The following is a 14217-nucleotide window of genomic DNA, read 5'->3' on the forward strand; positions in this document are numbered from 1 at the left end:
TCGATGAGCATTCCGCGCCCGTTCTTCGACCGCGCCGCCGAACTCCGCGAGGAGGAGGGCGTGATCGAGCGTCTGCGCGACGACGCGGGCTCGCGCGTCGTCGTCGTCCGGGAGGGACGGGTGCGTGTGGCAGCCTCCGCGCTGCTGCGCGTCTCCGCGGACGAGGTCGCGGACGGGACATGGGCGCTGCTCGGCCGGGATGCGGACGGCGGCGCGCTCCTGCTCGCCGCGCTCCCGCCGGAGACCGATGCCCTCGACACCGCGCCGGATGAGATCTGGCTCGGACTCCGCGACCTGGGCGGGCGTCTCGACGCCGGGGAGTCCGAGGTGCTCGTCGCCGCGGTCGCACTGGCCGGCTGGCTCCGCGACGCCCCGTTCTGCCCGACCTGCGGCGGAGGGACGGAGCTGCGCAACGCGGGCTGGTCTCGGCGGTGCCTGGTGTGCGGGCGCGAGCACTTCCCGCGGACCGATCCTGCCGTGATCGTCGCCGTCGAGAGCGCGGACGGCGAGCGGCTGCTGCTCGGTGCCAACGCCAACTGGGGCGGACGCATGTACTCCTGCTTCGCGGGTTTCACCGAGGCGGGCGAGTCCCTCGAGGCCACCGTGCACCGGGAGATCGAGGAGGAGTCCGGTGTGCGCCTCTCGGCGCTGCGCTACATCTCCTCCCAGCCGTGGCCCTTCCCGCGCTCGCTCATGATCGGCTTCCGCGCCGTCGTGGAGGATGAATCGGCGGCCAGGGCCGACGGTGAGGAGATCATCGACGTGCGCTGGTTCACACGGGCGGAGATCGGTTCCGCGCTCGCCGGGGACGGCCCCGTCGGGCTGCCGGGGCCCGCGTCGATCGCGCGCGCTCTCATCGTCGACTGGTTCGAGGATCGCCCGTGAGCGCACTCGATGCCCTCGACGAGCGGCAGCGAGCGGCCGCTTCCGTGCTGCGAGGACCGGTGGCGGTGCTGGCGGGTGCCGGTACGGGCAAGACCAGGGTCATCACCCACCGCATCGCGCACGGGGTGGATACCGGTGCCTACTCTCCGTCGCGCGTGATGGCGGTGACCTTCACCGCGAAGGCTGCCGGCGAGCTCCGCGGTCGCCTCCGTGCCCTGGGGATCGAGGGTGTCGCGGCTCGCACCTTCCATGCCGCCGCTCTCGCGCAGCTCAACTTCTTCTGGCCCACGCTGGCGGGGGCTCCCGCGCCGTCGATCATCGACAACAAGGTGCGTATGCTCGGCCAGGCCGCCGATGCCCTCCGCCTGCGTCCTCGAACGGCGACCCTGCGCGACATCGCGTCGGAGATCGAGTGGCGGAAGGTGTCGATGATCTCGATCGACCGGTACGCCGAGCTCGGACGCCCGGTCAGCGGGGTCGACCCCACGCAGCTCGTGGAGTTGATGCGCGGCTACGAGGCGCTCAAGGACGAGCGTCACCAACTCGACTTCGAGGACGTGCTGCTCGCGTGCGCGGGGATGCTGGAGACCGAGCCGCGCGTCGCAGCGGCCGTCCACGAGCAGTACCGGCACTTCACGGTCGACGAGTTCCAGGACGTGTCGCCGCTGCAGAACCGGCTTCTGGAGCTGTGGCTGGGGGACCGTCACGACATCTGCGTCGTCGGCGACGCCAGCCAGACGATCTACTCCTTCGCCGGAGCCGACCAGCGGTTCCTGCTCGATTTCGAGCGGCGGCATCCGGATGCGACGGTCGTGCGACTGGAGACCAACTATCGGTCGCAGGCTCCTATCCTGACGGCGGCGAACGCGCTGATGCGCGGTCGCCCCGGGGCGTTGGAGCTGATCCCCGCCCGGGAGCGGTTCACCGCCGAGCCGCCGACGATCACGGCCTACGACTCGGAGGCCGAGGAGGCCGCAGGCATCGCGGCCGGTGTCGCCGCCCGCATCGCCGACGGCGCCTCGCCGGCGGAGATCGCCGTGCTGTACCGGGCCCACGCGCAGTCCGCGGTGCTCCAGCAGGCGCTCGCCGCCGAAGGGATCGCCACCTCAGTGCTCGGCGGCACGCGGTTCTTCGCCATGCCGGAGGTGCGTCAAGCGATCCTCGCGCTTCGAGCTGCCGCCGTGGCGCCGACCGAGCACGGATTCCTGCCCGGGGTGCAGCGCGTGCTTCGGGAGCTGGGGCTGACCGAGGAGCCGCCGACCGCCGGGGGAGCGCAGCGCGACGGCTGGGAGGCGCGCCGGGCGATCTTGCGGCTCGCCGAGGAGGCGGGTCCGGAGACGACGCTCCGGTCGTTCAGCGACGAGCTCATGGCCCGTGCCAAGGATCAGCACGAGCCGACCATGCGGACGGTGACCCTCTCGACGCTGCATGCGGCGAAGGGCCTCGAGTGGCCGCATGTCTACCTCGCCGGATGGGCGGAGGGGTCTCTCCCCATCTCGTACGCGACGACGTTCGAGGCCGTCGATGAGGAGCGACGCCTCGCGTACGTCGGGATCACGCGGGCTGCGCGCACGCTGGAGCTCTCGTGGGCGCGATCGGCAGGGCGCGGCGAACGGGCACCGTCCCGGTTCCTGGCGGAGATGGGGACGACGGGTCGCGGCACAGGCATTCTGCGCGAAACCGCACCGAACGCCACACGATCACGCCGTCCGCGCTGATCCGGCCGATGCGCGCCGGATCGGTCGCGGCCAGGAGGTGCGCCGCGACAGCACCCGCCGACGCCACCCTGGCGAGCGTGAGGCGCCCGGGGTCACGGCCCACGAGCTGAGCGTGGATCAGTGGCCAGGCCGGGTCGCGCGCCGTGTCCTCGGCATCCCGGCAGCTCAGACACGGCGTCAGCCCGGGGACCACGAGCGGCCCCACGGTGATCCGCCCCGGCTCGACGGCGATCGGGAGGTGCGGGTGGTCGGCGCGCAGCATCGGGGCGAACTGCACGGCGGCTGCCGCACCGGGGACGAGGACGACGGCGACCACCGTCGACGCCCGCGCCTCCGCCTCCGCGAGCGGTACCCCTTCGTCGGCGAGCGTCTCGCACAGGCGCCCCGCAGCGCGGGCGTCGGTGAGGCCGAGCGCGGAGACCCGGGCCGTGCGCGGTCGGTCGGGCTCGTCCCTCAGGGCCGGTTCGACGGCGGCCAGCAGCCGTCGGGCCTCAGCCCACGGCGCGCCGGCGCGATGCGCGATGACGTCGAAGGAGCTGAGCCGGAAACCGCCGCGCATGCGGCTGAGGAGCCGTTCGACCCACGGTGCGGACGCCGGCACCCGGATGCCGCCGTCGTCGCCGATCTGGAGGGTCGTCCCGTCACGCCAGAGCAGCGGGAATGCGGGATCGAGACGGGTCAGGGTCGTCGGGGAGAGCGGCACCCCTCGATTCTGCGGAGCCGCACGGGGCCGCAGGCCGGTTCGAGGGATCGGTGGAGAAATTGGCGGGCCGTCCGCGGTCGGGGAGGGAGAGTGACCCGCCGTCCCCGACCACGCATAGTGCTGGCTCAGACCGGGCGGTCACCCTCGGGAGCGTCGTCGTCGCCGCGGTCGTCGGCGCTCTCCGTGGGCGTCTCCCCGGAGAAGTCGTCGCCGTCCAGCAGGCGGGCAAGGGCCTCGTCGAACTCGTCGGCCACCGGCTGCTCGCCGCGCTCAGCGGCCTGAAGGCGGGCGATCAGCGCTGTCGGGTCGTCGATGTCCTCTGCGGTGGGCATGAGGTCCGGGTAGTCCCACAGGGAGTCCCGGGCCTCGACACCGACGGCGTCGGTGACCGCACGCCACATGGCCGAGGCCTCCCGGATGCGTCGCGGTCGGATTTTGAGCCCGACCAGCGCGCCCAGAGCGTCCTCGGCGGGACCGCCGACCGCACGCCGACGCCGCGCCGCCTCGGCGATCCTGCCGCCGTCCGGCAGCCGGGAGGTGGCGTCCGCGGTGACGACGTCGACCCACCCGTCGATCGTCGCGATGAGGTTCTCCAGCCGGGCGAGGGCTTCGCGCTGCGCCTCGGTCTGTGTGGGGAGGAGGGCGCCGCCCTCGATCGCCGCGCGCAGCTCCTCGGGGTTCGAGGGGTCGAGGCGGCTCGCCACATCCTCCAGAGCGTCGACGTCGACCGTGACGCCCCGGGCGAAGTCGGTGATCTGCGCCATCACATGCAGGTGCAGCCACTTGGCGTGCCGGTACAGGCGGGCATACGCGAGCTCGCGCGTCGCCACGTAGAGGGCGATCTGATCCGCGGGGATCTCGAGCCCCTCCCCGAAAGCGGTGAGGTTCTGCGGGATCACGGCGGCCGTTCCCGCCGGCAGCACGGGGATGCCGACATCGCCGCCGGAGACGACCTCGAGGGAGAGGTTGCCGAGCACCTGCCCGAACTGGGCGGCGAAGACCGAGCCGCCGAGGCCCCGCATCAGGCGTCCCGCCCCCTGCACCACGCCGCGCATCTCCTCCGGCACCTGGGTGTCGAGGGCAGCCGTCAGCGCGTCGGCGATGCTGGTGGACACGGGGTCCGCGATCTCCTTCCACACCGGCAGCGTCTTCTCGACCCATTCGCCGCGGGTCATCGCCACCGGCGGGTCCGCGAGCTCGGAGATGGTGGTCGCCTCGCCCAGCCAGAGGCCGGCGAGAGCGAACGAGTCGGCGAGGGAGGACCGCGAGCCGTCTCCGATGCCCTGGCCCTCGCGGTTCGCGATGTGCAGGGCCTGCCGCAGGGAGTTCTCCCATGGGTCGCCGCCGAAGGCGCCCTGAAGCTGCGCCATGATCGTCTGCATCATCGCGGGGTCGAACGTGAAGCCGTCCATTCCCTGGAACGCGTCGCGCAGCGCCTCGGGGTCGATGTCTCCGCCGCCCTGGTTCGAGAGCATCCGTCGCAGGAACTCCTGGAAGTCCTCCGGGTTCGGTTCGTTGTCTGCCATCTCGCTCGCCCTCTCAGCACGTCTGAAGCCGTGGCATCTACGCTAGTCACAGGTTTCAGTGCGCGACCCCGAAGCGGGCAGATCGCTGTACGCCGCTCGCGAACGACGGAGGATTGCTGTGGAACGACCGCGCGCAGGGAAGCTCGGACTCGGTGTCTGGGCATTGGTGGTCGCGCTCGCCGCGCTCGCCGTCCTCACCTTCCTGCCGTCGCCGTATGTGATCCAGCGTCCGGGCCCCGTGTACGACACCCTCGGCACGGCGAAGAACGCCGACGGCGAGCAGGTCCCGCTCATCAGCGTCGAGGGGACCGAGACGTACGAGACGGGCGGGACGCTCGACCTGACGACCGTCCAGGTGGTCGGCAACCGGGAACGGACGCCGAGCTGGTTCGAGCTCGCTCTCGCGTGGATGGACGCGTCTCGGGCCGTCGTGCCGCTGGACGCGGTGTTCCCCGAGGGTGTGACCACCGAGCAGCGGGACGAGCGGAACGCGATGCTCATGGTCGACTCGCAGCACGAGGCGACCGCCGCCGCGCTGAACGAGCTCGGCTACGACACCGGAGCCGAGGTCGTGGTGGTGGACGCTGTCGAAGGGTCGCCGGCCGACGGCCTGCTGCAGGCGGATGATGTCATCACCGCGATCGACGGCACGCCCGTCACCTCGGCGACCGCACTCCGCGAAGCCATCCAGGAGGCGGGCGGCGATCCGGTCGCGCTCACGGTGCGCCGCGACGGCGACGAGCAGACCGTCGAGATCACGCCGGAGGAGCAGACGCAGGACGGCACGACGACGTGGCTGATCGGCATCACGTTGCGCACGGACTACGACTTCGAGGTCGACGTCACGATCCAGCTCGACAACGTCGGCGGCCCCAGCGCGGGGATGATGTTCGCCCTCGGGATCATCGACACCCTCACGCCGGGCGAGCTGAACGGCGGCAAGGAGGTCGCGGGTACGGGCACGATCGATGCCGAGGGGACCGTCGGCCCGATCGGCGGCATCCGCCAGAAGCTCTACGGTGCTCGCGACGCCGGCGCGGACTACTTCCTCGCGCCGGAGGCCAACTGCGATGAGGTCGTGGGGCACGTCCCGGACGGCCTGCAGGTCATCCGCACTGCGACCCTCGACGAATCGCTCGCGGCGCTGGAGGTCATCGCGGAGGACGGCGACGTCGACGCGCTGCCGACCTGCGACGTCCCGACCACCTGAGTCGGCGCGGGTCGTGACCCCGCCGTGACCGGTGTGACAGCCTGCCCACAGCGAGCGGTGCCTAGGATGGAGGGGTGACCTCGACCCCAGCCCAGCCCCCGGCCACGCCTCGAACCTCCCGACGCATCCTCGGAATCTCCCTGGTGATCATCGCCGCGCTCATCGCGGCGTTCTTCGTCTTCGCGTCGCTCTACACCGAATTCCTCTGGTTCGACCAGGTCGGGTTCACCGGCGTGCTCACCACGCAGTGGATCGCGACGGCGGTGATGTTCGTCGTCGGCTTCCTCGGCATGGCCGTGCCGCTGTTCGTCGTCATCCAGCTCGCGTATCGGCTCCGCCCGGTCTACGTCCGGCTGAGCTCGCAGCTCGACCGCTACCAGGAGGTCATCGAGCCGCTGCGCCGCCTCGCGATGTGGGGCATGCCCATCTTCTTCGGCCTCTTCGCGGGGTTCGCGGCGGCCGGCAACTGGAAGACCGTGTGGCTCTGGGCCAACGGCGTCGCCACCGGTGAGGTCGACCCGCAGTTCAAGGTCGACACCGGGTTCTACATGTTCGCGATGCCGTTCTACTCGATCCTGCTCGCGTTCGTCTCGGCGGTCCTGCTGCTGAGCCTTCTCGTCACCGCACTGGTGTCGTACCTGTACGGCTCGTTGCGCGTCGGCCAGGGCGAGCTGCGCATCTCGAAGCCGGCCCGCATCCAGCTCGCGGTCATCGCCGGTCTCTACCTGCTCGTGCAGGCGGCGAGCCTGTGGCTGGACCGCTACAAGACCCTCGTGGAGCCGGACGACCGGATCACCGGTGCCGCCTACACGGGCGCCAACGCGACCATCCCCGGCCTCGGCATCCTCGCGATCATCGCCGCCGTCGTCGCCATCCTCTTCTTCATCACGGCCGTCATCGGCCGCTGGCGCTTCCCGCTCGCGGCGACCGCGCTGCTGATCGTGGCGTCCCTCGTCATCGGCATCGGCTACCCGTGGGTGGTCACCACCTTCCAGGTCAAGCCGAACCAGAACGCCTACCAGGCCGAGTACTACCAGCGGAACATCGACGGCACGAAGGAGGCCTACGGCGTCGCCGACCTGGAGACCACGGCCTTCGAGGCCGAGACGGATGCCGAGGCGGGCCAGCTCCGCGCCGATGCCGAGACCACCGCGTCGATCCGCATCATGGACCCGAAGGTCATCCCGCCGACCGTCCGCCAGCTCGAGCAGTACCGCGGCTACTACCAGTTCCAGACGACCATGGACGTCGACCGCTACGAGATCGACGGCGTGAAGCAGGACACGGTCGTCTCCGTCCGTGACCTCGACATGTCGGGTCTGGGCGACGGTGACAACTGGAACAACCGCGTCGCGGTCTACACGCACGGCTACGGCCTCGTCGCCGCGGCAGGCAACCAGCGCACGACCGACGGTGAGCCCGTCTTCCTGGAGCGCGGCATCCCCACCTCGGGCTTCCTGTCCGAGCAGGGCGACTTCGAGCCGCGGGTCTACTTCGGCGAGAACTCCCCGGAGTACTCGATCGTCGGCGCCCCGGAGGGGGCCGACCCGGTCGAGATCGACTACCCGCGCGGCAAGGACGGCTCGAGCGAGACGAAGACGACGTTCTCCGGGAACGGCGGACCGAAGATCGGCGACAGCTTCACCAAGCTGCTCTACGCGCTCAAGTTCCAGTCGGAGCAGATCCTGTTCTCGAACCTCGTCAACGAGGACTCGCAGATCCTGTACGACCGCGACCCGAAGACGCGCGTGCAGAAGGTCGCGCCGTACCTCGAGCTCGACAGCGACCCGTACCCGAGCGTCGTGGACGGCCGCATCGTCTGGATCGTCGACGGCTACACGACGAGCTCGACCTACCCGTATTCGACGAGCGTGAGCCTGTCCGATGCGATCGCCGACTCGAACGTGCCGACGCCGTCGCTCGCGATCGACGACATCAACTACATCCGCAACTCGGTCAAGGCCACCGTCGACGCTTACGACGGCTCGGTCACGCTGTACGCCTGGGATGAGGAGGACCCGATCCTCAAGACCTGGCAGAAGGTCTACCCGTCGACCCTCAAGCCGATCAGCGAGATGTCCGGCGAGCTCATGAGCCACGTCCGGTACCCGACCGACCTGTTCAAGGTGCAGCGCGACATCCTCGGCATCTACCACGTCGACAAGGCCGGCTCGTTCGCCCAGCAGGACAACCGCTGGCAGACGCCGAACGACCCGCGCAGCGACGCGATGCTGCAGCCGCCGTACTACCTGACCATGCAGATGCCGGGCCAGGACGAACCGCGGTTCTCGATGTTCTCCACCTTCATCCCCGCCTCCCAGGGTGCGGGGGGCAGCCGTGACGTGCTGATGGGCTATCTCGCCGTCGACTCGGATGCCGGCGCGGAGAAGGGCGTGAAGGCCGAGGGGTACGGGCAGTTGCGCATGCTCGAGATCGACACCGATACCACGGTGCCCGGCCCCGGTCAGGTGCAGAACACCTACAACTCGGACACGGCCGTGGTCCCGCAGCTCAACCTGCTCCAGCAGGGGGAGTCCGAGGTCATCTACGGCAACCTGCTGACGCTGCCCGTCGGTGGCGGTCTGCTCTATGTCCAGCCGGTCTACGTGCAGTCGTCCGAGGGGACGCAGCTGCCGCGTCTGCAGAAGGTGCTCGTCGCCTTCGGTGACCGGGTGGCCTTCGAGAACACCCTCACCGAGGCGTTGGACACGCTGTTCGGCGGCGACTCCGGCGCGACCGGTGGGGACGACGAGGTCGAACCCACCGATCCGGGCACGACCGATCCCGACACCGGGGAGACGCCGACCACGCCGACCCCGACGGACGAGCAGGCCGATGCCCTGGCGAAGGCGCAGCAGGCACTGCTCGACCGCCAGGCGGCTCTCGCCGAGGGCGACCTGGAGAAGTTCGGCGAGGCGGACAAGCGGCTCACCGCGGCCGTCGAGAAGCTCCTGGAACTCGAGGCCGCCGCAGGAGAGTGATCCTCCCCGCGCACACGAAAGGGCGCCCTCACAGGGTGCCCTTTCGCGTTCCCCGGTACCTGTGCGCCGGAAGCCGGTCCGCCGCATCAGGCACTCGCGCGAGATCAGGCGCGACTCTGCCCGGTGGCCTGATGCGGCGCGGGTGCATGGTGGCGAGCGTGTTAGCGTGGGCATGTACCGCACCCGGTGGCGGCCTTCATTTCCTGACTCAGCTGGAGGCCCGCAATGCAACACCCACCCCGCGCTCGATTCTTCCGTCGCGACGACAGAGACCAGCTCACAGACCTGGTCAACGCACACCTCTCGACCGTGATCCCGGGAGCCCGCGTCTCGGTCAACACCGTTCTCAGCGCCCTCGAGCGTCAGCCGGACGAGTACGTCCTCGACCCCTGGGTCACTGAGCGCGCGACCATCGTCGTCGAGCAACGCGAACGTCTCGTCGCGGCGGCGCATCTGCAGCGGTTCTCCGGCGACGCCCGCGTGAGCGACGACTATCGCGACGCGGGGCTGATCCAGTTCGCGCTGGCCTTTCCGGACTCCGATGACCCTTCGGCCTTCGATGTGCTCCTGCGCGCGTGCGTGGTCCAGCTCCGGACGTGGCGTGTGGCGGCGGTGTACGCAGAGGGACAGCTCCCGTTCCCGGGAGTCACCGGGGTTCCCGACTCCTGGCCCCACGTGCGCGAAGCCTTCGCGAGGGCGGGGCTCGTGCACGCGGGAACGACCGAGGTCGTGCTGATGGCGACGCCGACCGAGCTCGTGGGAGCGGGAGCCGGAAGCGAGGGGATCACGGTGCGCCGCGAGCTCGGTTCCGGCGGGGTCCGTTTCATCGCACGCACCGACGGTGCCGACACCGGGTACCTCGAACTGGACCTCACGGTCGGTCGCCCCGAGCGCCACCCCGTCGGCCCCGTGCTGGCGGAGGTGTCCGATGAAGACGCCGAGGACCCGATCGTGCGGCGCGTGCTCCTGGCAGAAGCCGGCCGGTGGCTGCTGGTCGGGGGCGTGCACGCCGTCCTCGTCGTCGTCGATGGCGAGGACGCGCAGGAACGGACCCGATGGACAGGATTCCGGGAGGTCACCGAGAACTCCCGGGGTTGGCGGTACGTCGGCGAGTAGTCGCCCCGCGCATTCAGGCACTCGCGCCGCTTCAGGCGACCCCCTGCCCGCGGGGCTGATGCCGCGCGGGTGCCTGGTTTCGCGCGCGGCACGCCAGGACAGGCGGTCTCGCGGCAGCAGGCGGGCGCGCGAGGTCAGGCGACCTCTGGGCAGAAAGCCTGAGCTGGCGCGACTGCCTGAGTAGGCGGAGGGTTTTGTCCGGGACGGACCGTCGCGCGGGGAGGGGGTGGCATGGGAGGGTGGAGGGAAACAGGGAGGGTGCCGTGACTGAGCGCATCGTTGTGGGAGTGGTGGACACGTCGGCGGGACGACGAGCACTGGAGTGGGCGGCGCACCGCGCACGGTCGCGGAAGGCCACGCTGCTCCTCGCGAGCGTCGTCGGGGGAGCGGTCGGCGCCGTCGGGGAGGGCCCCGTGGTGGACGCCGCGATCGCGGCCGCGCGGAGTCTGCTGGAGGAGCACGCGGAGACGCTGAAGGATCAGGGCCTGGACGTCGACCTCGTCGTGCTCCGCGGCGACCCGGTCCGACAGCTCGTCTCGACCACCGCGGGCGCGAACCTCCTCGTGATCGGCAGCGACTTCCGTCCGGATGACGCGGACAGCCCTCGGCGCGGGGCGCACGGACTGCGCATCGTCGCCGACTCGTCCTGCCCTGTCGTGGTGATCCCCGACATCGAGACCGCCGACCGTCGCGGTGTGGTCGTCGGTGTGGACGGGTCGCCGATCTCGGAGGCCGCGGTCGCCTTCGCCGCCGCCGAGGCCGACCGCCTCGGCGAGCCCCTCATCCCGGTGACGGTGTGGACCCCCGTCCCGCTTCCGCGCGGGGCGCGGGCATACCCCGAGCAGTACCTCTCCTCCATGCAGGAGCTGTCGGAGGAGACCCTCGCCGTCGCCCTCGCCGGACTGCGCCAGACGTATCCGGATCTCGAGCTCCAGCCCCGGGTGGAACGCGGCTACCCGTCCGAGGTCATCAACCGTACGGCCGCCACCGCGAGCCTCGCCGTGGTCGGATCGCACGGACGAGGGCCGGTCGCCCGCTTCCTGCTCGGCTCCATCAGTCATGAGGTCCTCGCGGCCCTCGCGGCGCCCACTGCCGTCGTCCGCTGACCGGCTCGACGGCATCCGCGGGTCTAGAGCGGGCTGGTCAGCACCTCGTGGAGAACGCGACGGCTGTCGTCGCCACCCGGTCCTGACCCGCCTGCGAGTGTCACCAGGGCCTTCCAGAGCGCCCAGCCGCGAGCCCGTCGCCAGGTCGCGGCATCCAGGTCGACGGCGTCGCGGAACGCGTCGCGCGCGTCGCCGTCGAAGTACGTCCATGCCATGACGAGGTCGCAGGCGGGATCGCCGACGCCGCAGGTGCCGAAGTCGATCATCGCCGACAGGCGGCCGTCGCTGACGAGCAGGTTGCCCACGGCGACATCGCCGTGGAACCAGACCGGCGCGGACTCCCACGCGCTGCCCGTCGCGGCGAGCCAGACGCTCCGGCACAGTTCCGCATCCAGGGTGCCGTCCAGCCGCTGGAGCGCGGCCTGGACCTCGTCGCTGTAGACGCTCGGATGCAAACCGCGGAAGAACGAATGCCGGCCGGCGGCCCGCCCTTCGTGCACGGGGAGAGACCTCAGGACGCGGAGGAGGTCCCCGAGATCCACGGCGAGGCGAACGCGATCGAGTTCCGTGGCGCGGTCCACGGTATCGCCGTCGAGCCACCGGCGGATCGACCACGGCAACGGGTAGCCCCGGCCGGGAGCCCCCAGCGCCACGACGGAGGGAACCGCGACAGGCAGCCTTCCCTCGAGGAACGCGAGCGCTCTGCTCTCCTTGTGCACGGCCGCGGCATAGGGCTCGGCGACGGGAAGCCGCACCGACAACTCGTCGCCCAGCCGGAACGTCCTGTTGTCCCACCCCTGACGCGCCACGGCGCGGACGGGGAGGTGCGCCCAGCGGGGGAACTGCTCCTCGACGAGCTCCGCGACGACGCGCGCATCGATGTCGACCGGTCGGCTCACCCCTCGATACTCGCAGAGGTCGCCTCTCGCTGCGGCTCGACCGGCCTCCGAGCACCGGGATGGGGCGCACGCTCTAACGGCGGGACGAGGAGAACAGCCGGGGCCCCTCGTCGTGACCGTGGCTCGTGAAGCCGTAGAAAGCCGGGAGGAGCAGGAAGATGATCGACGCGACGAGCGGGTGCACCGCGACGCCGAGGACCCCGGCGGCGAGGTACAGGGCGACTCCGATAAGTGCGCGCGGGCGTTCGTGGGCGAAGTAGGAGTCGTCGACGTCTTCGTGCGTGAGGTCGGGGTGACGAGCCAGGTACGAGAAGAAGAGCAGCCACGCGGAGCACAGCAGAGCCCCGACGAGAGCGTAGAGCGCCACGGCGACCCGCTCGTCTGCGAGATTCCCGGTCCTCGCCGTCTCCGCGATCACCGCGGTGGGCCAGGGGACGAGTGCGAGGGTGGCGAGGATGCCGAGGTTGGCCCATTGCAGGCCGCGGTCCATCACCCGGATCCGCGTGAAGGCGGCCTTGTGGTTCAGCCAGATCACCGCGAGATAGACGTACGAGCCGGCATACGCGAGATAGGTCGGCCACTCGTCGAGGAGGGCGGGCAGCAGCTCGCCCTCCTCGGCCCGGGGTGGTCGGAGATCGAGCACGAGCAGCGTGATGACGATGGCGATGATCGCATCACTGAACGCGACCGCGCGGCCGGGATCCGCTCGTCCCGCGGCAGGCGCCGGCGAGCGCCGGTCCCGTCGGCCGTCCGTCCCCATCTTCGTCGCCCTCGCGCCCGTCGGGTCACGCCGCCGTCGAAGTGCGATCCGGGTGCAGCACGACCTTCGTCCAGCCGTCGTCCCGATTGTCGAAGTGCTCGTACGCCTGCGGTGCCTCTTCGAGCGGCAGATCGTGGCTGACCACACGGGAGGGTGTCGCCTTGCCGCCGGCGATGAGGTCGCGCAGTCGTCGGTTGTACTTCTTCACCGGACACTGACCGCTCCCGAGCTTCTGGCCGCGGAACCAGAACTCCCCGAAGTCGAAGGCGAGCTTGCCCTGCTTGGCCAGCTCATCCGTGGCGCCGGGATCCTGCGGGATGAACACGCCGACGACGCCGATCTCGCCCGTGAACCGCACCGACTTCACGAGCCGGTTCAGCGTGAGGGTCGGGTCCTCGGTGCCGCTCGGGTCGTGGGCCTGATAGCCGACGCATTCGCAGCCGTTGTCGGCGCCCAGCCCCATCGTCATCTCGTTGACCGCCTCGACGGGGTCCACCGCCGAGTCGTCGATCGCGATCGCCCCCAGCTCCTCGATCTTGCGCAGGCGGTCGGGATGCCGATCCACGACCATGACCCTTCCGGCCCCCTTGAGGATCGCGGAGTAGGCGGCCATGTAGCCGACGGGGCCCGCGCCGTAGATGACGGTCTGGTCCCCGGGCTTCACGTGGGCGAGCTCCGTGGCGTGATAGCCGGTGGGGAAGATGTCCGCGAGCATCACGTAGTCGTTCTGCTTCTCCTCGGCGTCCTCTCCCAGGCGGAGACAGTTGAAGTCGCCCCACGGCACCCGGAGGAGCTCTGCCTGACCACCGGCCCACGGCCCCATGTCGGCGAAGCCGTAGGCGGCTCCCGCCCACTCCGGGACGGGCTGCGCGGTGAGACAGTAGTTGGTGAACCCCCGCTCGCAGTTCTTGCAATGCCCGCAGGCGACGTTGAAGGGCAACGCGACGTAGTCGCCGACCTTCACCTTGTCGACGGCCTTGCCGACCTCGATCACCTCGCCGAGGTTCTCATGGCCGAACCATCGGCCGGTCTCGAAACTCGTCCGGCCTTCGTACATGTGCAGGTCCGAGCCGCAGATGTTCGTGGTGGTGATGCGCACGAGCACGTCGGTGGGGCGTTCGATACGGGCATCCGATACGTCGGTGACGCTGACCGTATGCGGGCCTTCGTACACTACTGCTCTCATGTCCTCTTCCTTTCAGCGATGTGAAACGTCGATGGAGTGGCGCAGTGAGGAGCGCTGGTCAGGCCATGTCGTTTCGGCTCAGTCTGTGAGCCGGGCCATCGTGACTCCGCGGCGGTGCGCGACGGAG

10 protein-coding genes are annotated in these 14217 nt (G+C 70.4%); 6 read left to right on the forward strand and 4 right to left on the reverse strand.

Translation table 11 applies throughout. From position 1 onward, the window contains the following. The first annotated feature begins 3 nt into the window (after positions 1-3). Together nudC and B2W79_RS06435 are read left to right on the forward strand one after the other, a co-directional pair. A complete protein-coding gene (nudC, locus tag B2W79_RS06430) occupies positions 4-885 on the forward strand; it encodes an NAD(+) diphosphatase (RefSeq protein WP_071328226.1) in 882 nt (293 codons plus the stop codon). Then, positions 882-2603, forward strand: a complete 1722-nt coding sequence (locus B2W79_RS06435; RefSeq protein WP_292788003.1) for an ATP-dependent helicase — start codon at positions 882-884, stop codon at positions 2601-2603. Before nudC ends, B2W79_RS06435 begins: the two co-directional genes overlap by 4 nt. An 828-nt stretch (positions 2604-3431) precedes the next feature. Here B2W79_RS06435 and B2W79_RS06440 read toward each other — a convergent pair. Further along, positions 3432-4832, reverse strand: coding sequence for a zinc-dependent metalloprotease (locus B2W79_RS06440; protein ID WP_071328228.1), 1401 nt, complete (start codon positions 4830-4832; stop codon positions 3432-3434). A 118-nt stretch (positions 4833-4950) separates the two neighbouring features. Here B2W79_RS06440 and B2W79_RS06445 point away from each other — a divergent pair, with 118 nt between their 5' ends. From B2W79_RS06445 to B2W79_RS06460, 4 genes are all read left to right on the forward strand, one after another. Further along, a complete protein-coding gene (locus B2W79_RS06445) occupies positions 4951-6042 on the forward strand; it encodes a YlbL family protein (protein WP_292788007.1) in 1092 nt (363 codons plus the stop codon). Between the two features lie 74 nt (positions 6043-6116). After that, positions 6117-9023, forward strand: coding sequence for a UPF0182 family protein (locus B2W79_RS06450; protein WP_292788009.1), 2907 nt, complete (start codon positions 6117-6119; stop codon positions 9021-9023). A gap of 225 nt (positions 9024-9248) precedes the next feature. Continuing rightward, positions 9249-10139 carry a hypothetical protein gene (locus B2W79_RS06455; RefSeq protein ID WP_292788010.1) on the forward strand — a complete coding sequence of 297 codons (891 nt, stop codon included), beginning with the start codon at positions 9249-9251 and terminating at the stop codon, positions 10137-10139. Between the two features lie 263 nt (positions 10140-10402). After that, the gene (locus B2W79_RS06460) at positions 10403-11245 is read left to right on the forward strand and encodes a universal stress protein (RefSeq protein WP_292788012.1); all 843 of its coding nucleotides are present in this window, start codon (positions 10403-10405) and stop codon (positions 11243-11245) included. A gap of 23 nt (positions 11246-11268) precedes the next feature. On the opposite strand, the gene B2W79_RS06465 is transcribed toward B2W79_RS06460, so the two are convergent. The 3 genes from B2W79_RS06465 to B2W79_RS06475 all read right to left on the reverse strand — a co-directional run bounded on the left by B2W79_RS06465 (position 11269) and on the right by B2W79_RS06475 (position 14090). Beyond that, a complete protein-coding gene (locus B2W79_RS06465; RefSeq protein WP_292788014.1) occupies positions 11269-12144 on the reverse strand; it encodes an aminoglycoside phosphotransferase family protein in 876 nt (291 codons plus the stop codon). 73 nt (positions 12145-12217) lie between these two features. Next, the gene (locus B2W79_RS06470; RefSeq protein ID WP_292788016.1) at positions 12218-12904 is read right to left on the reverse strand and encodes a TMEM175 family protein; all 687 of its coding nucleotides are present in this window, start codon (positions 12902-12904) and stop codon (positions 12218-12220) included. 25 nt (positions 12905-12929) lie between these two features. Further along, positions 12930-14090: a glutathione-independent formaldehyde dehydrogenase gene (locus B2W79_RS06475; RefSeq protein WP_292788019.1), complete on the reverse strand. Its 1161-nt coding sequence runs from the start codon at positions 14088-14090 to the stop codon at positions 12930-12932. Positions 14091-14217: the final 127 nt, after the last annotated feature.

Origin of the sequence: Microbacterium sp. UBA7513, from assembly GCF_002478345.1 — a bacterium.
Lineage (GTDB): Bacteria > Actinomycetota > Actinomycetes > Actinomycetales > Microbacteriaceae > Microbacterium.

Excerpts from the sequence above, each read along its gene's own strand:
- nudC (WP_071328226.1), top strand. The coding sequence starts at position 4 with ATGAGCATTCCGCGCCCGTTCTTCGACCGCGCCGCCGAACTCCGCGAG.
- B2W79_RS06440 (WP_071328228.1), bottom strand. The coding sequence starts at position 4,832 with ATGGCAGACAACGAACCGAACCCGGAGGACTTCCAGGAGTTCCTGCGA.
- B2W79_RS06455 (WP_292788010.1), top strand. The coding sequence starts at position 9,249 with ATGCAACACCCACCCCGCGCTCGATTCTTCCGTCGCGACGACAGAGAC.
- B2W79_RS06470 (WP_292788016.1), bottom strand. The coding sequence starts at position 12,904 with ATGGGGACGGACGGCCGACGGGACCGGCGCTCGCCGGCGCCTGCCGCG.
- B2W79_RS06475 (WP_292788019.1), bottom strand. The coding sequence starts at position 14,090 with ATGAGAGCAGTAGTGTACGAAGGCCCGCATACGGTCAGCGTCACCGAC.